At 68.8% G+C, this 21,325-nt stretch carries 21 protein-coding genes and 2 tRNA genes; 10 read left to right on the forward strand and 13 right to left on the reverse strand.

All coding sequences use genetic code 11. From position 1 onward, the window contains the following. Positions 1-119: 119 nt before the first annotated feature. From ACLLJJ_RS27070 to ACLLJJ_RS27085, 4 genes are all read left to right on the forward strand, one after another. On the forward strand, positions 120-1,229 hold the full coding sequence (locus tag ACLLJJ_RS27070) for an SDR family oxidoreductase (RefSeq protein WP_434596211.1): 1,110 nt from the start codon (positions 120-122) through the stop codon (positions 1,227-1,229). Between the two features lie 156 nt (positions 1,230-1,385). Next, the gene (locus ACLLJJ_RS27075) at positions 1,386-1,853 is read left to right on the forward strand and encodes a molybdenum cofactor biosynthesis protein MoaE (protein WP_434596213.1); all 468 of its coding nucleotides are present in this window, start codon (positions 1,386-1,388) and stop codon (positions 1,851-1,853) included. A 197-nt stretch (positions 1,854-2,050) separates the two neighbouring features. Further along, a complete protein-coding gene (locus ACLLJJ_RS27080) occupies positions 2,051-2,221 on the forward strand; it encodes a hypothetical protein (RefSeq protein ID WP_434596216.1) in 171 nt (56 codons plus the stop codon). A gap of 86 nt (positions 2,222-2,307) precedes the next feature. Further along, on the forward strand, positions 2,308-3,396 hold the full coding sequence (locus ACLLJJ_RS27085) for a YlbL family protein (protein WP_434596219.1): 1,089 nt from the start codon (positions 2,308-2,310) through the stop codon (positions 3,394-3,396). 47 nt (positions 3,397-3,443) lie between these two features. Here ACLLJJ_RS27085 and ACLLJJ_RS27090 read toward each other — a convergent pair whose 3' ends face one another. Further along, positions 3,444-4,016 (reverse strand): PPA1309 family protein, encoded by a 573-nt coding sequence (locus ACLLJJ_RS27090; RefSeq protein WP_434596222.1) that lies wholly within the window; start codon positions 4,014-4,016, stop codon positions 3,444-3,446. 127 nt (positions 4,017-4,143) lie between these two features. Between ACLLJJ_RS27090 and ACLLJJ_RS27095 the strand changes: the two genes are divergently transcribed. From ACLLJJ_RS27095 to ACLLJJ_RS27110, 4 genes are all read left to right on the forward strand, one after another. Beyond that, positions 4,144-7,065 (forward strand): UPF0182 family membrane protein, encoded by a 2,922-nt coding sequence (locus ACLLJJ_RS27095; RefSeq protein ID WP_434600534.1) that lies wholly within the window; start codon positions 4,144-4,146, stop codon positions 7,063-7,065. Between the two features lie 42 nt (positions 7,066-7,107). Continuing rightward, positions 7,108-7,181: transfer RNA gene (locus ACLLJJ_RS27100), tRNA-Met, on the forward strand. 225 nt (positions 7,182-7,406) lie between these two features. Next, a complete protein-coding gene (locus tag ACLLJJ_RS27105) occupies positions 7,407-9,416 on the forward strand; it encodes a sel1 repeat family protein (protein WP_434596225.1) in 2,010 nt (669 codons plus the stop codon). Positions 9,417-9,546: 130 nt separating this feature from the next. Continuing rightward, a tRNA-Met gene (locus tag ACLLJJ_RS27110) sits at positions 9,547-9,620 on the forward strand. 120 nt (positions 9,621-9,740) lie between these two features. Here the strand turns inward: ACLLJJ_RS27110 and ACLLJJ_RS27115 are convergent. Next, positions 9,741-10,157, reverse strand: coding sequence for a Fur family transcriptional regulator (locus ACLLJJ_RS27115; RefSeq protein ID WP_434596228.1), 417 nt, complete (start codon positions 10,155-10,157; stop codon positions 9,741-9,743). Positions 10,158-10,282: 125 nt separating this feature from the next. On the opposite strand from ACLLJJ_RS27115, the gene ACLLJJ_RS27120 reads away from it, so the two are divergent. Then, the gene (locus tag ACLLJJ_RS27120) at positions 10,283-11,752 is read left to right on the forward strand and encodes a catalase (RefSeq protein ID WP_434596230.1); all 1,470 of its coding nucleotides are present in this window, start codon (positions 10,283-10,285) and stop codon (positions 11,750-11,752) included. A gap of 122 nt (positions 11,753-11,874) precedes the next feature. Here the strand turns inward: ACLLJJ_RS27120 and ACLLJJ_RS27125 are convergent, their stop codons facing one another. Together ACLLJJ_RS27125 and hisN are read right to left on the reverse strand one after the other, a co-directional pair. Further along, entirely contained in the window at positions 11,875-12,279 is a 405-nt protein-coding gene (locus ACLLJJ_RS27125; RefSeq protein WP_434596233.1) for a CBS domain-containing protein, read from the reverse strand. Between the two features lie 224 nt (positions 12,280-12,503). Beyond that, on the reverse strand, positions 12,504-13,298 hold the full coding sequence (gene hisN / locus ACLLJJ_RS27130) for a histidinol-phosphatase (RefSeq protein ID WP_434596236.1): 795 nt from the start codon (positions 13,296-13,298) through the stop codon (positions 12,504-12,506). A 167-nt stretch (positions 13,299-13,465) separates the two neighbouring features. Between hisN and ACLLJJ_RS27135 the strand changes: the two genes are divergently transcribed. Beyond that, positions 13,466-14,155, forward strand: coding sequence for a TetR family transcriptional regulator (locus tag ACLLJJ_RS27135; RefSeq protein ID WP_434596239.1), 690 nt, complete (start codon positions 13,466-13,468; stop codon positions 14,153-14,155). Here the strand turns inward: ACLLJJ_RS27135 and ACLLJJ_RS27140 are convergent. From ACLLJJ_RS27140 to ACLLJJ_RS27180, 9 genes are all read right to left on the reverse strand, one after another. After that, positions 14,121-14,444 carry a DMT family transporter gene (locus ACLLJJ_RS27140; protein ID WP_283517458.1) on the reverse strand — a complete coding sequence of 108 codons (324 nt, stop codon included), beginning with the start codon at positions 14,442-14,444 and terminating at the stop codon, positions 14,121-14,123. The genes ACLLJJ_RS27135 and ACLLJJ_RS27140 overlap by 35 nt on opposite strands. 99 nt (positions 14,445-14,543) lie before the next feature. Then, positions 14,544-15,554, reverse strand: a complete 1,011-nt coding sequence (gene rsgA / locus ACLLJJ_RS27145; protein WP_434596242.1) for a ribosome small subunit-dependent GTPase A — start codon at positions 15,552-15,554, stop codon at positions 14,544-14,546. A gap of 4 nt (positions 15,555-15,558) precedes the next feature. Continuing rightward, the gene (aroA, locus tag ACLLJJ_RS27150; RefSeq protein ID WP_434596245.1) at positions 15,559-16,875 is read right to left on the reverse strand and encodes a 3-phosphoshikimate 1-carboxyvinyltransferase; all 1,317 of its coding nucleotides are present in this window, start codon (positions 16,873-16,875) and stop codon (positions 15,559-15,561) included. 85 nt (positions 16,876-16,960) lie between these two features. Next, on the reverse strand, positions 16,961-17,674 hold the full coding sequence (locus ACLLJJ_RS27155; protein ID WP_434596248.1) for a M50 family metallopeptidase: 714 nt from the start codon (positions 17,672-17,674) through the stop codon (positions 16,961-16,963). A 202-nt stretch (positions 17,675-17,876) separates the two neighbouring features. Beyond that, positions 17,877-18,425 carry a hypothetical protein gene (locus tag ACLLJJ_RS27160; protein WP_434596250.1) on the reverse strand — a complete coding sequence of 183 codons (549 nt, stop codon included), beginning with the start codon at positions 18,423-18,425 and terminating at the stop codon, positions 17,877-17,879. Then, complete coding sequence (locus ACLLJJ_RS27165; RefSeq protein ID WP_434596253.1) at positions 18,422-19,120, reverse strand: hypothetical protein; 699 nt, start codon at positions 19,118-19,120, stop codon at positions 18,422-18,424. The genes ACLLJJ_RS27160 and ACLLJJ_RS27165 overlap by 4 nt, the downstream gene beginning before the upstream one ends. After that, a complete protein-coding gene (locus ACLLJJ_RS27170) occupies positions 19,117-19,689 on the reverse strand; it encodes a hypothetical protein (RefSeq protein WP_434596255.1) in 573 nt (190 codons plus the stop codon). The genes ACLLJJ_RS27165 and ACLLJJ_RS27170 overlap by 4 nt, the downstream gene beginning before the upstream one ends. A gap of 13 nt (positions 19,690-19,702) precedes the next feature. Further along, complete coding sequence (locus ACLLJJ_RS27175) at positions 19,703-20,992, reverse strand: putative T7SS-secreted protein (RefSeq protein WP_434596257.1); 1,290 nt, start codon at positions 20,990-20,992, stop codon at positions 19,703-19,705. Continuing rightward, a complete protein-coding gene (locus ACLLJJ_RS27180) occupies positions 20,989-21,300 on the reverse strand; it encodes a hypothetical protein (RefSeq protein WP_434596260.1) in 312 nt (103 codons plus the stop codon). Before ACLLJJ_RS27180 ends, ACLLJJ_RS27175 begins: the two co-directional genes overlap by 4 nt. Positions 21,301-21,325: the final 25 nt, after the last annotated feature.

Here is a 21,325-nt window from a genome sequence, read left to right on the forward strand (position 1 = left end):
CAGAGCCTGTGATGTGGGCTCGATGCTCCGCCGACGCAAGGCCTGCGGCAGGATGGACGCCACCTGGTACGTACGCGCTACCGCGTGTACGTACTGAAGACAACCGCTGGAGACGCCCCGTGAGTTCCCCAGATCGTCAGGTTCGCGCAGCGCGAAACCGCTCAACCCCGGCTGCCCGCGGTCCCGTGGTCGCGGTCACGGGTGCCGCTTCGGGCATCGGTGCGCTGCTCACCCGGCGGCTGGCCGCGTCGGAAGAGATCAAGCAGGTCGTCGCCATCGACGAGCGCCGGGGCGAGGTGACCGAGGCGCAGTGGCACATCCTGGATGTGCGCGACCCGGCCATCGCGGAGAAGCTCCGCGGCGCCGATGTCGTCGTGCACCTCGCGCTCGATCTCGACCTGGAGTCCGACCCGGCCGCCCGTACGGCGTACAACGTGCGGGGGACCCAGACCGTCCTCACCGCAGCTGCCGCCGCCGGGGTCCACCGAGTCGTGCTGTGCACGTCCGCGATGGTCTACGGCGCCCTGTCCGACAATGACGTCCCGCTCTCCGAGGACGCCGAACTGCGGGCCACGGCGGAGGCCACCGGCGTGGGCGATCTCCTGGAGATCGAGCGCCTCGGCCGCCGCGCGCCCCGTGCGCACCCCGGTCTGAACGTCACCGTGGTGCGGCCCGCCGTCCTGGTCGGCGGCACCGACACGGCGCTCACCCGCTACTTCGAGTCGCCCCGCCTCCTCGTCGTCGCCAAATCTCGCCCCACCTGGCAGTTCTGCCACGTCGACGACCTGGTCAGCGCCCTGGAGTACGCCGCTCTAGAGAAGGTCGAGGGCGAGCTCGCGGTCGGCTGCGACGGCTGGCTGGAGCAGGAGGAGGTCGAGGAGCTCAGCGGCATCCGCCGCATGGAGCTGCCGTCCGCCGTCGCCCTGGGCGCCGCGGCCCGGCTGCACCGCATCGGCCTCACGCCGTCCCCCGCGGGCGATCTGGCGTACACGATGTATCCCTGGGTGGTGAGCGTCAGCAGGCTCCACGAGGCGGGCTGGCGGCCCCGGTGGACCAATGAGGAGGTCCTCACCGAGCTACTGGAGGAGGTCGCGGGACGGCACACCGTCGCGGGCCGCCGACTGGGCCGCAAGGACGCCACCGCGGCGGGCGCCGCCGGTGCCACGGTCGCTCTGCTGGGCACGGCGGCCCTGGTGCGCCGCGCCCGCAAGGCACGGCGCCGCATCTAGGGGCGTCGGCCGCGTCCGGGCCACGGCCGGTCGTATCCGGCCCGGCAGCTGCCCGCGGGCCCTTCCGCCGCTGTAGGACCCTCCATACGGGGGACACGTACAGCCGGTCGAAAGCGCTATTCCGCATTGTCGGCGCGGTACGGCACGATGGGCGTCATGGCAGGCACCACAGGTACTCAGTCCCACCCGGGCGAGCAGGCGGCCCAGGACCCCATCCGGCTGCTGGCGGTCCGCGACACCCCGCTGTCCGTCGACGAGATCTTCAGGGCGGTGGGGGACGAGGCCGCGGGCGGCACGGCGCTCTTCGTCGGCACCGTGCGCAACCACGACTCCGGCGCCGATGTCGACAAGCTCGGCTATTCGTGCCACCCCACGGCCGAGGCGGAGATGCGCCGGGTGGCCGAGAAGGTCGTCGCGGACTTCCCGGTGCGGGCGCTGGCCGCCGTCCACCGTGTGGGCGATCTGGCGGTGGGGGATCTCGCGGTGGTCGTCGCGGTGTCCTGCCCGCATCGCGGCGAGGCGTTCGAGGCGTGCCGGCAGCTGATCGACGACCTCAAGCACGAGGTGCCGATCTGGAAGCACCAGACGTTTTCGGACGGTACGGACGAATGGGTCGGCGCATAACGCCGTCGTCCAAGGTGTGCGGTCGGGCCACGCGAGTGCTGCCCGAGGCCCGCTGAAACCCGGTCACCACCCATGCGCCCCGATTTGCGTAACCCGACCCCTGCCGTGAGCGTTGGAGCAGCGGATGGTTAATCTGCTGATTGGTCGGTTTTCGCTGATCGGTCGGTTGCGGTCGCTCTTGGGGTCGGGAGGTCGGGATGGCAGCACTCGCGTGGTTGCTGATTCCGCTTTTCGCTGCCGTCGGTGCTGCGATATGGGGCAGTTGGGCAGCGCGTAATCGCACTACCGGCGATATTTCCGAGCTCGCCGGTTACACCCGGTTCCGTGAGGCGATGGAGAAATCCCGCTCCGGTTCCGACGTACTCTGACGGGCTCCTGCCGTACGCCCGAGCCGGTGTCCCGTAGGGACCGGCCCCAGCGGTGCAGTGACAGACCCGTCCCGTACTGTCGTTCCATGCCACGCCGCACTGCGACGATGCTCGCCTCCACGCTCATCCTGATCGCGCTCCTGTGCGTGGGGGTATTCATCAAAGTCCCCTACTCGGAGATGTCGCCGGGCCCCACGGTGAACACGCTCGGAGACGCGGGCGGCGAGCCCGTGCTGCAGATCTCCGGCCGCAAGACATATGCGACGACCGGTCATCTCAATATGACGACGGTCAGGGTCACCGGCGCCGACTACAAAATGAATCTCGTCGAGGCGGTCTACGGTTGGCTGGCGCACGACAGTGTCGTGGTGCCGCACAACACGCTCTATCCGGACGGCAAGACCGAAGAGCAGTCCACTCAGGAGAACGCCGAGGAATTCAGCCAGTCCCAGGAGAGCGCCAAAACGGCGGCCTTGCGGGAACTGGGCATCCCGGTGCAGACCCGCGTGGTCGTCTCCACCGTCCTGAAGGACACTCCGGCCGAGGGCAAGCTGCACGCGGGCGATGTCATCAAGTCGGTGGACGGCACGGCCGTCAAGGATCCCAAGGACGTCGCCAAGCTCGTCACCAAGCACAAGCCAGGCGAGAAGGTCGTCTTCACGATCGTCCCGGCCAAGGAGGCCGCCGCCGCCGAGAAGGCGGGCAGGCAGCCCGAGGGCAGCGAGGACATCGGCATCACCACGGAGAAGGCACCCGACGAGGACCGTGCGATCGTCGGCATCAAGGCCGGTCCCGACCACACCTTCCCGTTCACCATCGACATCAAGCTCGCGGACGTGGGCGGACCGAGCGCCGGCCTGATGTTCTCGCTCGGCATCGTCGACAAGCTCACGCCCAAGGATCTGACCGGCGGAAAGTTCGTGGCGGGCACCGGCACGATCGGCGAGACGGGCAAGGTCGGCCCGATCGGCGGCATCGAGATGAAGACCGTCGGCGCACGACAGGCCGGCGCCGAATTCTTCCTGACGCCCGACGAGAACTGCGCCTCGGCCGCCGCGGACATTCCCGAGGGCCTCACGCTGGTGAAGGTCAAGACGATCGACGACGCGAAGAAGTCGCTGGAGAAGATCGGCAAGGGGAACACGGCCGGCCTGCCGCAGTGCACGACGGGCTGATCGGCCGTGTCCCCGACAGAGGCGGGAGCGCCGGAGACTCGGCGGAGTTACGCCTCGAACGTGGCGGCCAGGGCCTCGGCGAGACCCGGGACCAGGGTGGAGCCGGTGAGGACCTCGGTGGCGGAGTCCTTCTCACGCAGCCGCAGCGCCGACTCGCGTGCCCCGTCACGCAGCACGGCGACGGTCATCCGGACCTCCTGGCGGTCGGGGTGCTCGGCGACCCACTGGGCCAGCTGGGACTCGTTCAGCCCCTTGGGCACGGCGGTCTCCGCTGACGGCGGCAGCATCAGCCGCTCCACCGTCAGCGCGCAGCCGACCACGGCGTCGGGCCAGGCGACCGTGCCGAGGAACTCGTCGAGCGGGGTCGTCGCGGGAATCTCGTCCTGCTCGACCGGGGTGAGGGTGGCCGTCGACTCGTTGTCGTCGAGACCGAGCTGGGCCGCGAGGCCCGGCTCCTGGGCGCGCAGCCGGGCCGTGTCGACCAGAGCGAACAGCCTGGCCGGCTGGTCCCAGCCGAGCCCGGCGGAGTAGTCGTCGATTTCGAGTACGGCGCGGGTGAGCGGGCTCGCGGCCATCGGAGTACCGGAGGCGGAGGGGGAAACATTGGACATGCCCAACATCCTGCCTCCTTCGACCCCCAAAGCGGGAACTGAGTAAAGCTTCAGTAAGTTGCATAAGTGGGCTCTACGATCGCGGAGCCCTAATACCACAACAGCGAACTTCGAGGTGCGCACCTTGGCTTTCCAGATGCCGGACCGCGGCGGAGGCCCGACAGGGCCACGGATGAGAGTCGGCCGGCCGTCCAGGCGTGTCCGGACCCTGCTCATGACACTGGGCGTACTGGCCGTCCTGGCCATGGCCTTTGTCATGTTCGCCGGGTTCTGGACGGACTGGCTCTGGTACCGCTCGGTCAGATACTCGTCCGTCTTCACCACCACCCTGTGGACCAAGATCGGGCTGTTCGCCGTCTTCGGTCTGCTGATGGCCGCCGCCGTGGGGGTGAACATCTGGCTGGCGCACCGGCTCCGGCCGCCGCTGAGCGCGATGTCGCTGGAGCAGCAGAATCTCGACCGCTACCGGATGGGCATCGCCCCGTACAAGAAGTGGGTGCTCCTCGGAGTCACCGCGCTGGTCGGGCTGATCGCCGGAGCCTCTGCTGCCGGGCAGTGGCGCACCTGGCTCATGTGGGTGAACGGGGTTCCCTTCGGTCAGAAGGACCCGCAGTTCAAGATGGACGTGTCGTTCTACGCGTTCGACCTTCCCTGGTACCGCTTCCTGCTGGGCTTCGGCTTCGCGGCCGCGGTCCTCTCGCTGATCGCCGCCGCCCTGGTGCACTACCTGTACGGCGGCCTGCGCATCACCAGCCCCGGCGCGCGTGCGACCGCCGCGGCCACCGGCCATCTGTCGGTGCTGCTCGGCATCTTCGTCTCGCTCAAGGCCGTGGCGTACTGGCTCGACCGGTACGGCCTGGCGGTGAAGTCCAGTGACTTCAAGGCCACCGGCAACTGGGCAGGGCTGCGTTATGTCGACGCGAACGCCTACCTCCCGGCGAAGACGATCCTCTTCTGCATCGCCGCGATCTGTGCCGTGCTGTTCTTCGCGACGCTGTGGCGCCGCACCTGGCAGCTGCCCGTCATCGGCTTCGGCCTGATGGTGCTCTCGGCGATCCTCATCGGCGGGCTCTACCCGGCGATCGTGCAGAAGTTCCAGGTCCAGCCGAACGAGCAGGCCAAGGAAGCGCCGTACATCAAGAAGAACATCGACGCGACGCGCAAGGCGTACGACATCGATGACGCCCAGGTCGACGACTATCGCGGCGTGGGCGAGGGCCAGGACAACGCCAAGCTGCGCGACGACGCCGACTCGGCGGCCAGCTACCGGCTGATCGACCCGAACGTCGTGCCGCCGACCTTCGACCAGCTCCAGCAGGAGCGCAAGTACTACCAGTTCCCCTCGACGCTGGACGTGGACCGCTACAACGGCCAGGACACCGTCGTCGGTCTGCGCGAGCTCGACCTCAGGGGCATCGACAAGCGCAACTGGATCAACGACCACTTCACCTACACCCATGGCTACGGCATGGTCGCCGCCAAGGGCACGGCAGTGAAGCCGGACACCGAGGGCGCACCGGACTTCACCGAGTCCGGGCTGCCCTCCAAGGGTTCGCTCCCCAAGTACGAGCAGCGGATCTACTACGGCGAGAAGACCGATCAGTACTCGATCGTCGGCGGCCCGCAGAAGGAGCTCGACTACGAGAAGAACGGCGAGCCCACCACGACCACCAGCTACAAGGGCAAGAGCGGGGTCAGCCTGTCGAACCCGCTGAACCGCGCCGCGTACGCGGTGGCCTTCAGCGAGCCGCAGATGCTCTACTCGGGTGCCATCGGCGAGGGCTCGCGGATTCTGTACAACCGCACGCCCAAGGAGCGCGTCGAGGCGGTCGCACCCTGGCTGTCCATCGACGGCGACGCCTATCCGGCGGTGGTCGGCAATCGCATCCAGTGGATCGTCGACGCGTACACCACCACCAACGGCTACCCCTACGCGTCGCGTACGACGCTGGGGGACACCACGGCGGACTCGCTCTCGCAGACGGACGACCAGCGTGCCGTGGTCGCCCAGCAAAACCAGGTCAATTACATCCGCAACTCGGTGAAGGCCACCGTCGACGCGTACGACGGCACGGTCAAGCTGTACCAGTGGGACACCGAGGACCCGGTGCTCAAGACGTGGATGAAGGCCTTCCCCGGGACGGTGCAGCCCAAGGGTGACATCGAAGCGGGCCTGATGTCCCATCTGCGTTACCCGCAGGACCTGTTCAAGGTCCAGCGCGAGCTGCTCACCCGCTACCACGTCACCAGCCCGTCGCAGTTCTACAGCGGCAGTGACGCGTGGCAGGTGCCGGACGACCCGACGACCGGCGACAAGAGTTCGGTACCGCCGTACTACCTGAGCCTGAAGATGCCCACGGCCAAGGGTGCGGAGGTCGATCCGAACGCGAAGCAGAAGTTCTCGCTGACGACGACCTTCACGCCCAACGGCCGTCCCAACCTGGGGGCGTTCATGGCGGTCGACGCCGATGCCTCCAGCAAGGACTACGGGACCATAAGGCTGCTGAGAGTCACGGGCGACGTGCCGGGTCCGCAACAGGTGCAGAACCGGCTCAACAGCAACAGCGAGGTAGCCGAGTTCGTCAGGAACATGAAGGGCGCCAACTCGGACATCGAGTACGGCAACCTGCTGACGATCCCGCTCAACGACGGCTTCCTGTACGTCGAACCGGTCTACGCCCAGGGCAACAACGCCTACCCGCTCCTGAAGAAGGTCGCCGTCTCGTACGGCAAGGAGACCGTCTTCAAGAACAACCTGGCGGAAGCGCTCACGGCCGTCTTCGGCGAGGAGGGCGCGCCACCGCCGCCGGCGGACGACGGCGATCCCAGCAAGCCGAAGCCACCGGCCGGTGACGGGACCCTGCAGCAGGCCATCGAGGACGCCCAGAAGGCGTACACCGATGGCGAGGAGGCCCTGAAGAAGCAGGACTGGGTCGCCTACGGCAAGGCGCAGGACAACCTTCAGGACGCGCTTCAGCGGGCGGCCGACGCCGAGGCGAAGGCCAAGTCCGACGGAAAGGCCAAGCCGGACGGGAAGGGCGACCCGAAGGGCGACTGAGCTGGGAGCATCCCGCGTCGTGCTAGTCTTTGGACACAACGACGCGGGGTGGAGCAGCTCGGTAGCTCGCTGGGCTCATAACCCAGAGGTCGCAGGTTCAAATCCTGTCCCCGCTACTGAAGTAGACAACGAGGGCCCGGATCTCGAAAGAGATCCGGGCCCTCGTTGTATGTCATCCGTGTCCGTCATGTACCCAGGTGTCCATACGAACCACCGTTCTGGTGGGCGGAGTTGGCGCCAAAGCGTTTGGAGAGTCTCTCTGTGGGCATGTCGACAAAGCGCTGAAGTGACCTCACTGGCTGCGGTATACCAGGTGTACGCGGGTTGCGGGTGGTGCGACGATGGTTTTTATGGGGGACAGGGCAACTCTGTTGGAGACAGGGCGGTTTGTGCAGCGACATCATGAGAACGCTGTGGACGCCGCGGACACCGCCGAGGCCGAGTCCGAGGCGCGGTACTGGCAAGCCGCCGAGCGCGGCGACACCGAGTCCCTGAGTGTGCTCGGATCCCTGCTGCTGCGCCGCGGCGACCTCGACGCGGCCGAGCCCCATCTGCGTGCCGCGACCGCCGACGGCGACCGCGCCGCCGCCAATAATCTGGGCGTTCTCCTCCACCAGCGCGGCTACGCCGACGAGGCGGCCGGCTGGTGGCGCATCGCCGCGGTGGCGGGTTCCGCCGCCGCCGCGCACGCCCTCGGCCGTCACTACCGCGAGCGCGGCGACGAGCCTGCCGCCGAGTACTGGCTGCGCCAGTCCGCCGAGCAGGGCCACGCGCTGGGGGCGTACGCCCTCGCCGACCTGCTTGAGCACCGCAGCGACGTCGGCGCCGAGCGCTGGCTGCGCGCGGCCGCCGAGCAGGGCCACCGGGAGGCGGCGTACCGCCTCGCCCGCACCCTCGACCGCCGGGCCGCCGCGGAGGCGCACGCCGGAACATCCACCGCTGGCGCCCCGGGTGGCTCCGGCGTGCGCGGAGGGCGCCGCCAGGCCGCCGGTACGGGGACGGGCGACGGGGCCGGCACTAAGACCACCACCGGCCGCACCACCACCACCACGGGCACCACCAACACGAGAACCAACACCGGAACGGCCACTGGCACCGGCCGCCGCGTCACCCGCACCGGGCGCGCCGCCGTCGAGCCCGGCGCCGCCGTCGAGGCCGAGCAGTGGTACCGCCAGGCCGCCGCCCGCGGGCACCGCCGCGCCGCCCTGCACCTCGGCGCGATCCTGGAGGAGCGCGGCGAGCTCAGGGAGGCCGGCCGTTGGTACCTGACCTCCGCCAAGGACGGCGAGGCCCGCGCCGCCTGCGCCCTGGGCTTCCTGCTGCGCGACGCGGGTGACGAGGAGAGCGCCGCCGTCTGGTGGCTGCGCGCCGCCCAGGACGGCGACGGCAACGCCGCCAACGCGCTGGGCGCCCTGCACGCCGCCCGCGGCGAGCAGCAGACCGCCGAGCGCTGGTACCGCGCCGCGCTGGACGCCGGTGACGTCAACGGCGCGTACAACCTGGGTCTGCTGTGCGCCGCCCAGGGCCGCACGGCGCAGGCCGACCAGTGGTACCGCCGCGCCGCCTACGCGGGCCACCGCGAGGCCGCGAACGCGCTCGCCATCCTGCTGCTCCAGGGCGGCGACGCGGCCGGCGCCGAGCCCTGGTTCTCCAAGGCCGCCGAGGCGGGCAGCGTCGACGCCGCGTTCAACCTCGGCATCCTCCACGCGGGCCGCGACGAGGACAGCGCCGCCTTCGTCTGGTACGAGCGCGCCGCCGCCGCCGGGCACACCGAGGCCGCGCTCCAGGTCGGCATCGCCCTGCTCAGGGACGGCGAGGAACAGGACGCCGAGCGGCATCTGCGGTGCGCCGCGGGCAGCGGCAGCGCCGAGGCCGCCTTCCGCCTCGCCACGCTGCTCGACTCCCGCCAGCCGCCCGCCGGGCCGCCCGCGCTCGGTGAGGTGCTGAGCGAGAAGACGGAGTGCGAGGAGTGGTACGAGCGCGCCGCCGAGCAGGGGCACCGCCGCGCCCAGGTGCGGGTCGGCATGCTCGCGGCCCGGCGCGGCGACCTGGAGGCCGCCGCGCGCTGGTACCGCGAGGCCGCCGAGGCGGGCAGCCGCAACGGCGCGTTCAACCTCGGGCTGCTGCTCGCCCGCGAGGGCAGCGAGCCGGAGGCCGCCCTGTGGTGGTCCCGCGCGGCCAAGGCCGGGCACGGCCGCGCCGCGCTGCGGCTCGCGCTGCTCGCCGCCCGCCGCGGCGAGCTCGACGAGGGCCAGCGGTGGTGCGCGCGTGCGGTGGAGCTCGGCCCCGCCGAGGTCACAGAGCGGGCCGCGCGACTGCGCGAGGCGCTGCACCAGGAGCTCACGGCGTAGGTGAGCGCCTGCCACCAGGAGACGGCCGGGAACAGCGGGCGATCAGGAACAGCCAGGTCCTAGCCCTGCCAGGCCTGGCCGAAAGGGATTTGCACTGGCCGACACCGCCACGTAGAGTCTGGTTCACCGACGCGGGGTGGAGCAGCTCGGTAGCTCGCTGGGCTCATAACCCAGAGGTCGCAGGTTCAAATCCTGTCCCCGCTACTGAAGAAGAAACGAAGGCCCGGGACTCGCGAGAGTTCCGGGCCTTCGTCGTGCGCGCGGCATGGCCGACCGGCCCGACGAACCGTCGTCGGGCCGGCTTGCTGTCCGTTGTGTCAGGTGTCAGGCCGAGGCGCAGTTCGGGCAGACGCCGCGGTACGTCATCTCGACGTCCGAGATCGTGAAGCCGAAGCGCTCGGTGTCCGGCAGGTCCGCGAGCGGATTTCCCGACGGGTGTACGTCGCGGATGGCGCCGCACTGCGCGCACACCAGGTGCTGGTGCGGGTGGTGGGCGTTCGGGTCGTAGCGCTTGGCCCGGCGGTCCGTCGAGACTTCGAGCACCTCGCCCAGGGAAACCATCTCGCCCAGCGTGTTGTAGACCGTTGCCCGGGAGATCTCGGGCAGCTTGGCCACGGCGCGCGCGTGCACCTCGTCGGCCGTCAGGTGGACGTGGTCCCCGTCCAGGACTTCGGCCACGACACGCCGCTGCGCAGTCATGCGCCAGCCGCGTCCGCGCAGGCGTTCCAACAGGTCACTCATGGGGACCAGCCTAACAGTGGAGGGACCAGGTCCCGAACGGGTGTGACTTTGGATGTCTACTTGACTTAGACAAGGTCCATTGTAGGATCGGGATAGGCGAACACCAAGGGACAGGACTTGCAGGTATGACGCAGGAGGCGCACGTGACGCAGGGACCGCTTACGACGGAGGCCGGCGCGCCGGTCGCCGACAACCAGAACAGTGAGACCGCGGGCGTCGGCGGTCCTGTTCTGGTTCAGGACCAGGCGCTGCTCGAAAAGCTCGCGCACTTCAACCGTGAGCGCATCCCGGAGCGCATCGTGCACGCGCGCGGCGCCGGTGCGTACGGCACCTTCACGCTGACCCGCGACGTCTCGCAGTGGACGCGTGCGAAGTTCCTCTCCGAGGTCGGCAAGCAGACCGAGACCTTCCTGCGCTTCTCGACCGTCGCGGGCAACCTCGGCTCGGCGGACGCGGTGCGCGACCCGCGCGGCTTCGCGCTGAAGTTCTACACCGAAGAGGGCAACTACGACCTCGTCGGCAACAACACCCCGGTGTTCTTCATCAAGGACGCCATCAAGTTCCCCGACTTCATCCACACCCAGAAGCGCGACCCGTACACCGGCTCGCAGGAGGCGGACAACGTCTGGGACTTCTGGGGTCTGTCGCCCGAGTCGACGCACCAGGTCACCTGGCTCTTCGGTGACCGCGGCATCCCGGCGACGCTGCGCCACATGAACGGGTACGGCTCGCACACGTACCAGTGGAACAACGAGGCCGGCGAGGCCTTCTGGGTCAAGTATCACTTCAAGACCGACCAGGGCATCAAGAACCTCACCACCGAGGACGCCAACCAGCTCTCCGGCATGGACCCGGACAGTCACCAGCGCGACCTGCGTGAGTCGATCGAGCGCGGCGACTTCCCGTCCTGGACGGTGCAGGTGCAGGTCATGCCGGCGGCCGACGCGGCGAACTACCGTTTCAACCCGTTCGACCTGACGAAGGTCTGGCCGCACGAGGACTACCCGCCGGTCGAGATCGGCAAGCTGGAGCTCAACCGCAACCCGGAGAACATCTTCGCCGAGGTCGAGCAGTCGATCTTCAGCCCCGCGCACTTCGTGCCGGGCATCGGCCCGTCTCCGGACAAGATGCTGCAGGGCCGTCTCTTCGCGTACGGCGACGCCCACCGCTACCGTGTCGGCATCAACGCCGACCACCTGCCGGTGAACCGTCCGCACGCCACCGAGGCGCGCACCAACAGCCGTGACGGTGCCCTGTACGACGGCCGCCACGCGGGCTCCAAGAACTACGAGCCCAACAGCTTCGGCGGTCCGTTCCAGACGGACAAGCCGATGTGGCAGCCCACCCCGGTCACCGGCGCCACCGGCAACCACGAGGCCCCCAGCCACGCCGAGGACAACGACTTCGTCCAGGCGGGCGACCTCTACCGGATGCTGTCGGAGGACGAGAAGGGCCGTCTGATCGACAACCTGGCGGGCTTCATCTCCAAGGTGTCGCGCGACGACATCGCGGAGCGCGCCGTCAACAACTTCCGTCAGGCCGACGGTGACTTCGGCAAGCGGCTGGACACCGCGGTCCAGGCCCTGCGCGGCTAGTCCGGATCGTTTGTCGTAGAAAGAGGGCCGGGTTCCCCCAGGGGCGCCCGGCCCTTCTGTGTCGTGGGATCCGTGTTGTGCGAGGCCGTGCGGCGGGGTCGCTTCGCGGGCGCCCGGTCGCCTCAGCCCGCGAGCACGGTCGTCGGGTGGCTGCGGGACGGTGACCAGCAGCGGATGATGTCGCGGACGGATACGACGCCGACCGGGCCGTTGCCGTCGAGGACGACGAGGTGGCGGAAGCCGCCGTGCGTCATGGCCTCCGCGGCCTCTTCGAGGGTCCAGGACGGCGCCGCGAAGACGACATCGGTGGTGGTGTGCGTACCGGCGGTCTCGAAATCGGGATTCTGGCCGGTCCCGATCGCGACGAGGATGTCGCGTTCGGTCAGGATGCCGAGTCCACCGGCGTCGGTGTCGAAGACGACGGCCGCCCCGACATGGCGCTCCGCCATCAGCCGGGCGGCCTGGCGGAGTGTGTGGGCGGGACCGATGGTGAGGACCATCGTGCTCATGGCGTCACGGACGAGCATGGACGGAGCCACCTCCTTGGTGAACCGCTACGAGAAGCAATTCACAAGTTCACAAGTGGGGGGACTCCCAGAGTGACAGCCGCAAGCAGGGTCAACAAGGGGGCGCGGGGGGACGGGTCGGCCGAGAAGATGCTCCCATACGCCGGTTTCGTCGCTCTTTCGCCCGCGCGGCACGGCCGACGCGCCGTCGTGCCGCCCTGCTGCGCCGCCGTATCGCCCTCGAATCAGCCGTGCAAGTAGCCCAGCATCTCCGAATGCAGCAGTCCGTTGGACGCCGCCGCGTTGCCGCCGTGCGGTCCCGTCACCCCGTCGAGGCTGGTGAAGACCCCGCCGGCCTCCTGGACGATGATCGTCGTCGCCGCCATGTCCCACAGCGACAGCTCGGGCTCCGCGCAGATGTCCACGGCACCCTCGGCGACCATCATGTACGGCCAGAAGTCGCCGTACCCACGGGTGCGCCAGCAGTCACGGGTCAGATCCAGGAACCCTTCGAGCCGCCCCTGCTCCTCCCAGCCGCTGAGTGAGGAGTACGCGAACGACGCGCTCGCGATCTCGTCGACCTTGGAGACATGCAGGCGCGTCGCGGAGGTGAGACTGCGACCGGTGTAGGCGCCGCCGCCCTTCGCCGCCCACCAGCGTCGGCCCAGCGCGGGCGCGGACACCACGCCCATCACCGGCTGGAAGCCGTTCTCGCCCGCCTCCATGAGCGCGATCAGCGTCGCCCAGACCGGCACGCCGCGCACATAGTTCTTGGTGCCGTCGATCGGGTCGATGACCCAGCGCCGCGGGCCGGTGCCCTGCAGCCCGTACTCCTCACCCAGCACCGCGTCACGCGGCCTGCCGCGGTGCAGGTGGCTGCGGATCAGCTCCTCGGCGGCCTTGTCGGCCTCGGTCACCGGCGTCATGTCCGGTTTGGTCTCGACCTTCAGATCCAGAGCCTTGAAGCGCTCCATCGTCGTGGCGTCGGCGGCGTCCGCGAGGACATGGGCAAAGCGCAGATCATCGTGATAGTCGGGCATGACCGAACAGTATCGACCGCCCTCCGCGCGAACCACAGCGTCCCGTGGCCGAGCCTCGCCCTCCCGCTGCGCGGGCTATTGACAGTGCCCGGCGGCGAGTCAACTCTGACACCGGAGCAAGCCGTGCGATCCGTACGGTCCGGGACCCCGACCCGGGAGGCGATGCGATGCCCACAGCGCGAGATGCCTTACTGGACGCGGCCTTCGTCGCGCTCGCCGATCGGCCATGGTCCGGGGTGCGGATGGTCGACGTGGCCTCCTCGGCCGGGGTGTCCCGGCAGACCCTCTACAACGAGTTCGGCAGCAAGGACGGCCTGGCCCGCGCACTGGTGCTGCGGGAGGCCGACGCGTATCTGGCGGGCGTGGAGCGGGCGCTCGCCGAGCGGTCGGGCGATCTCCGCGACCGACTGCTGTCCGTCGCCGAGTGGACGGCGGGGGCGGCCCGCGCCAGTCCGCTCGTACGCGCCCTCCTCACCGGCTGCTGGGGCGAGCGGCTGCCCGCACCCCACCCGGCCGGCCTCCCGCCGAGCAACCACAGGCCGCCGTCGCCGGTGCCCGCCCAGCGGCGTGCCGACGTCGGCACGCCCGCGCCCGCCGAGCTGATCGCGGCGGTCCGGGACAAGGCGGTGGCCGTGCTGGAGCGGGGACGTACGGCCCGGCGGGATCCGAGACCTTCGGGCGCCGGGCGGGAAGAGGCCGAGGAGCTCGCGTACCGCTGCGAGCTGACCGTGCGGCTGGTGCTCTCGTACGTCGTCGCGCCCGCGAACTCCGGGGAGGAATTCGGGCGGCTGATCGGGGCCGCCCTCGCGGGCGGCGCCGGGGTCAGTGGGCCGAGCCCGACAGCTGCAGGCCGATGACGCCGATGACCACCAGGGAGATCGATACGAGCTTGAGCGTGGAGACCACGTCGCCGAGGAAGACCATGCCGTAGATCGCGGTGCCGGCCGCGCCGATGCCCGTCCACACGGCGTAGGCGGGACCCACGTCGAGCTTCCTCAGCGCGAGCGTGAGCAGGCCGAAGCTGCCCAGCGCGAACGCGCAGAAGGCAACCGTCGGCCAGAGTCTGGTGAAGCCGTGCGAGAGCTTGAGGCACACCGCGAAACCCGTTTCGAGCAGTCCCGCCACCACTACCAGCAGCCACGCCATGGTCTGTGCCTCCCGCATCGGTGACTGCTTCGTCGCTCTTGGTGCGAGTATGCACTTACCAGCGTCGGTGGGCGGCAAACGTGCCGGGCACCCCTCGGATCAGTCGCCTTCCCGCCGTTCCCGGGTGGCGAGCAGCCGCCGCAGGGAGTCGAGCCGGATCGGGTCGGCGTGTCCCTCGGCGACCCACCGGTCCAACGCGCACTCCGGCTCGTCGTGGGTGCACCCGCGCGGACAGTCGGCCGTGCCCGGCTCCAGGTCCGGGAACGCGAGGATGACGCGCGACGGGTCCACATGGTGCAGCCCGAAGGAACGCACGCCCGGCGTGTCGATCACCCAGCCGTGGCCGCCCGACAGCGGCAGCGCGAGCACCGAAGTGGTGGTGTGCCTGCCGCGGCCGGTGACGGCGTTGACATGGCCGGTCGTACGCCACTGCTCCTCCGGCACCAGGGCGTTGACCAGGGTCGTCTTGCCGACACCCGAGTGCCCGACGAAGGCCGTGACGTGGTCGTCGAGATGCTTGCGGACCAGCTCGGTGGCGGCGCCGCTCTGCAGTTCCTCGCGGCTGGTCACCAGGTACGGGATGCCGAGCGGACGGTAGGTGTCGAGCAGCTGCTCCGCCGAGGCCAGGTCCGACTTGGTCAGCACCAGGAGCGGGGAGAGCCCGGCGTCGTACGCCGCGACCAGACAGCGGTCGATCATGCGCGGGCGCGGCTCGGGGTCCGCGAGAGCGGTGACGATCGCCAGCTGGTCCGCGTTGGCGACGACCACGCGCTCGTACGGATCGTCGTCGTCGGCGGTACGGCGCAGCACCGAGGCGCGCGGCTTGACCCGGATGATGCGCGCCAGGGTGTCCTTGTCGCCCGAGAGGTCGCCGACGATGCCGACGCGGTCACCCACCACCACGGACTTGCGGCCCAACTCGCGGGCCTTCATCGCGATGACGGTGCGATGCTCGACGAGGCACGTGACGCGGCCCCGGTCGACCGTCAGGACGAAGCCCTCGACGGCGTCCTCGTGCGCGGGGCGGGTGTGGGTGCGCGGCCGGTTGCCCTTGCGGTTGGGGCGGATCCGGATGTCGTCCTCGTCGGGGTTCTTCCCGTAGCGACGCATGTCCTCAGGCCCCGAGCATTCCGGTCCACATCCGCGGAAAGTCCGGCAGCGTCTTGGCGGTCGTGCCGACGTTCTCGATCTGTACGTCCTTCACGGCGAGGCCGATGATCGCGCCCGCGGTGGCCATCCGGTGGTCCTCGTAGGTGTGGAAGATCCCGCCGTGCAGTCGGCGCGGCCTGATGCGCAGGCCGTCCTCGGTCTCGGTGACGTCGCCGCCGAGCCCGTTGATCTCCTTGGTGAGGGCGGCGAGGCGGTCGGTCTCGTGCAGCCGCAGATGCGCGACGCCGCGCAGTACGGACTCGGAGTCGGCCAGGGCCGCGACCGCCGCGATGCCCGGGGTGAGCTCGCCGACGTCACTCAGATCCACGTCGATGCCCCGGACGGTGCCGGTGCCGGTGAAGGTCAGCCCCAGCTCGTTCAGCTCGTACGAGCCGCCCATCGCGGTGAAGATCTCGCGCAGCGCGTCACCCGGCTGGGTGGTGTGCTCGGGCCAGTCCGGGATGGTCACCCGGCCGCCGGTGATCAGGGCGGCGGCGAGGAACGGCTGGGCGTTGGAAAGGTCGGGCTCGACGGTGAGGTCGCGGCCCAGCATGGCGCTGGGGGCGACCCGCCAGACGTTCGGCTCGCCGCCGGACTCGGGGCTGTCCACCTGGGCGCCGACCGCGCGCAGCATGTCGACGGTCATCAGGATGTGCGGGAGGGAGGGAAGGGTGGCGCCGGTGTGACGTACCTCCACGCCCTGGTTGAAGCGCGGGGCGGAGAGCAGCAGAGCGCTGACGAACTGCGAGGAGGAGGACGCGTCGATGGACACCGGGCCGCCGTCGAGCGCACCAACGCCGTGCACGGTCAGCGGAAGCGCGCCGCGGCCGTCGTCGTCGATGCGGGCACCGAGGGTGCGCAGCGCTTCGATGACCGCGCCGAGCGGGCGCTCGTACGACCGGGGGTCGCCGTCGAAGCGGATGGGGCCGTCGGCGAGCGCCGCGACGGGAGGCAGGAAGCGCATCACCGTGCCGGCGTTGCCGACATCGACCGTGGCCGGGCCGTGCAGGCCCGCCGGGATGATCCGCCAGGCCTCACCGGAGCCGTCGGGGCCGACGCCCTCCTCGATACCGACGCCGGTGGCGCGCAGCGCCTCGGCCATCAGCAGGGTGTCGCGGGAGCGCAGCGGGCGGCGCAGCCAGCCCGGCTCGGCGGCGAGGGCGGCCAGGACCAGGCCACGGTTGGTGACCGATTTCGAGCCGGGCACGGTGACGGTCGCGTCGACGGCTTCGCTCGCGCGCGGCGCGGGCCAGAGGGCGGGGTGCACGGGGCTTTCGGTCATGGCCCTTACTTTAATGGCTCCCGGACAACCCAGCTCTTGATCAAATATGCTGAAACCGGTGCGTAACCGGGGAGTACCGCAGGCGCTAGAGGCCGAGAAGCCAGCGACCGCCGCCCAGGAGCGCGCAGATCGACACGACGTGGAAGAGCAGCAGCCACATCAGGGGCGGCACATGCGTCAGCCTCGACAGCTGATCGGCATCCGAATCGGGGGCGCCGCCGTGGCGGCGCTTGGACTGGAGCTCGAAGGCGGGGCGCACGCCCCCGAGGAGCAGGAACCAGACCGCGGCGTACGCGAAGGCCGCCTGTACGTCCGGGGTCGTCAGCCAGGAGATCAGCAGGAACGCGGCCCCGGTGAGGATCACGGTCAGTGCGCCGTACGCGTTGCGGATCATCATCAGCATGGCGATGAGCAGGGCGGTCGCGACCCACAGGAAGAGCGTGATGTGGTTCGCGGCGAGCAGCCAGGCGCCGCCCAGCCCGAGCAGCGACGGCGCGGTGTAGCCGGCCGCGGCGGTGAGGATCATCCCGATGCCGGTCGGCTTGCCGCGGCTGACGGTGAGCCCGGAGGTGTCCGAGTGCAGCCGGATCCCGTCGAGGCTGCGCCCGGTCAGCAGAGCGACCAGCCCATGACCGCCCTCATGGGCGATGGTGACGGCGTTGCGCGTCAGCCGCCAGAGGGGGCGCGGGGTGACGGCGAGGAGCGCGACCAGGGCGGTCACGATCACGAGCCACTGGTCGGGGTCGGGCTGGGTGCCGAAGACGCGGTCCCACAGGTCGCCGAGATGGGTGCTGTCCATGATGCGGGCGGCTCCTTGGGGTTTGGCGGTCTTGGCGGGCGTGAGTTGATCGACCCGGGCCCGGCGATCGGGGCAGTCTGACACCCACTGCGGATGGTGGGTAGGACGCCGGATTCTCGCGCATCGTTCCTGACGGCGAACGGATGGGGCGCATGTCATACGCCGCGTGATCGTCTCCGGCCGACCGTTCACCCACCGTGGGTCAGACCCATCGAAGGGAGTGTGCGATGGCGTCGCACAGATCGCCCATCGGGCTTGTCGTGCTGCTCATGGGGGTGGAGAAGGCGAGCAGGAGATAGCCCATGTCGCCGGGCATGTGCACATGAAAGTCCAGGTTCGTTTCGGTGACGGCCCGGACCGCCTCGCCCGCTGGGAGTACGACGACATCGAACTCGGTATTCTGCCGCCCGCTGCGCTGGGCCATCGCCCGCGCGAACTCTTCTGGCGGCGGTGTCAGCCCACGAGGCGTATGCGCCAGTGAGACAAGCAGGGAGGCCGGCATGGCCGCGTCGCCGGGCGATTCGGTCTTGAGGTAGAACTCCAACGCTCCATGCGCGACCCCGTTTTCGGCGGTGTTGCGCAGCGTCGCCCAAATGCTTCGCGTGGCCTCTGCAGGGACGTGGCTGTCCGCGGACTCCCGGTCGACGAAGGTTTTCAGCTGATGACGCCAGCGCTCGTGCGTGAGGTCGATCCGGAACCAGTCGCGGGGAACAAGGAGCCGGTAGTCGGAGGGAGGCGCCGCTGCGCTCATTCGCCCGATCCGGGAATGATCAGCGCCGAGCCGCCGACGTCGAAGAGACGGATACTGCTCGCGATGTTCCCGAACATCGTCGAGAACGTGTCCCAGCCTGCCGGAGTGGGCGTCGCCATCTCCATCATCAGAGTGGTCCCATTCGGGAGTGGGACGTAGACCCGGATGAACGACGTCGAGAGCATGGAGCCTGTTTCGGCGCCGGTCAGGTCTCCGGTGATTCTGTCCTCGCGGGTACCGATACACGACACTGCCGGGCCGCACGGGAGCTGAATCTCGGACACCTCGCCGGCATCCGCTCTGCGAAGGTCGGCCGAGATCGCCTTGACGGGGTCCATGGCGCGGTCGCCACCCGAGCCGTCGACCAGAGACGCGAAGACCGTGGCGGTGCAGGGGGCTTCGTCGACCACGGCCACGCAGACTCCGGCGTACTCGGCTCCGGCGGCGAGCAGGTCGTCGATGCCGAGCGCACAGACGACCGCGAACCGGAGCTGGTCCTCATCGGCCGCGCCGGGAAGCGCCTTTGCCGCCAGCTCATCCAGTAGCCGGACCGCTTCGTCTTCGTCCTCCTCCTTGATCGGGAGGTCGTGGAAGATTTCCGGCATCACCCAGCGCACATGGATGTTGTCTGAGCGGACGTTGAAGTGTGTGGCCTGCGACGGGACTGTCTTCGACGGCCGGGTCTGCATGGTCACGCGGGGCCGCCGTTTTCGGGGATGGGGAGTTCGGGGGCATCGGGGAAGAATTTTTGCGATGAGGCGTACATGCCGTAATAGGGGTAAAGGCTCGGGATATCCGCTCCGCCTCTGCGGGCGATGCCGACGATCTTGCGGTAGAGGCGGGCTCGGCAACGTACGTTGCGGACGGTCTCGTTCAGCAGAGTGGGACGCCTCAATAGGTAGACCGTAATAATCAGAGCGCAGATGATCAGTGCATCCGCAACAATGAAGCCGATTTGGAATTGCCGGGACTTCTGGGCCGCGACCAGCTCCCAGAACATCCATCCGCCGAGTGTAGAGGCAGCCAACGGAAGGCTGAACAAACAACCAAGCATGCCTCCCTTTGCTGTATCCTCACGCCTCTGATGAAGCATCCAGTGAACAGCCCTATCGTCAAGGAAGTCGAAACGCGCTTCGCGCCCGTACTTCTCGGCTGCTGTTTTGGCTGCGGGGACGGAAGCGATAACTGACGAAGGGGCCATTTTGTGAATGGTTCCGCTGTCATCGACGAAGTCACCGAATTCAAGCGAGTGGTAGTCGGTCATGGACAGCACCTCTTTACCTGGCGGGCGCCAGTGCGCCATGGAATGACGTCGACGACGGGCTTGGTCGCGGCGTTGGAGATGGGGTGGCGGGGGCGCCAGGGCGGACGCTCGGCTCTGGCGGTGCCGTCGGCATGGGGCCAGGGCTGCCTGGCGGCTGAGGGGAGGGGGTCACGGTTTTCGGTTCGGGTAGATACTGGCGCATTCGCAAGATGGTGTTGACGTAGGCGTTGGCAAGGCCAGTACCCTTGATGTAGCGCGTGACGACTTCCGGATTCCATCCGCCGCTCGGGAGTCTTGGTGTAGTGATTCCACGCTTCGCGAGGAGTTTGGCCGCGTAACCGACGCCTTTGTTGATGGACTTTACGGCGATTCCGTTGGTGAACATGCCCCAGACTCCTGCCTGTGCGGCGAGCACTCGGGCTCCCTTGGCTCCTGCGGCGAATCCCTTCAGGGCCCCGAGTCCAGGAATGATCCCCATAACGTCCAAGCCGATCTTCAATGCATCAAATTTACCGCCGCGAGCGAAAGTGTCGTACAGGCGCCCCGACAATGCTCCAGCGCTGAACACTGCGGCCACACCCACAATGATTACTGCCGCAAGGCCACCCGTCAGGACAACTGCCGCCACCAATGCCACCACGGCGAGCACCGTGGCGATAGTCGAGAGGGTGTCCGCGTGGTCGGCCAAGAAATTCATGAAACCGCCAGGATCCCGCACCCCGTCATGGTGGACCACATTCTTGATCTTCCTGGCCGCGCGGTTCGCAGCATCGTCGCGAATGTCCTTCGCGCCCTCAATCCGGGTGCGGCACTTGGCCATGATGTTCGTCGCGTCGTCGCGCTTCTTTTCCTGCCGGGTACGGTCCGCAGAGTCCTCCTTGGAGGAGGGGACGGTTCCCTCGTACTTCTCCAGCCCCTTGAGCGCCGCCTTCTGGTCAGTCTCCGCCTCACGGAGCTCCGCCAGGGCCTTGTCCGCCATGCGCTGCGCCCGGTACAGCTCACTGGCGTACTCGCTCGATTCGGCGTCCACGACCTTGGTGCCGAGGCCGTTGGAGGCCTCGTCGTAGCGGTCGTACGCCTTCTTCAGCCTCCCCGCCGTGTCGCCGGCGGTGTCATGGAAGGCGCGGCCGGCGTCGCTGTCCCACCCGTCGACCGACGACAAGGCGCGGATATTCCGTGCCTGCTTGTCGATCTCATCGGCCATACCGCGTAGCTTCTTGCCGAGCCGAGCGACCTCGTCCGGATCGCCTGGCACAGGATCCGAGTCGTATAGGGGCGACCAGTCGGCCGGACGCGCTGTCACTTCTTCCCCTTCTTCTCGTTCTTGACGCCCCTGAGTGACTCCGCCAGGTCATGGTCGATCTTGTCGTAGGACTCGGCAGCGGTCGCGGTGAACTTGGCGAGGCTCTCGATGTCCTCCATCAGCTTCTTTCGGTTCTTCTTCCACGTGTCGGAGAACTCGTCGAAGACATCGCGGAGCTTGTCGCTGCCCAGGGCATCCCCGTAACCATCAGCAGGATTGCCGTTCTCTTTGAACTCGCGGTGAATGCGGTAGAGCGAGTTCGAGCAGTCCTCGATCATGTCGAGGTCGGCTCTTGTTCTGTCGCCCACGAGGTGCCCTCTCACATTTGAACTG

The organism is Streptomyces sp. A5-4, from assembly GCF_051131715.1.
Lineage (GTDB): Bacteria > Actinomycetota > Actinomycetes > Streptomycetales > Streptomycetaceae > Streptomyces.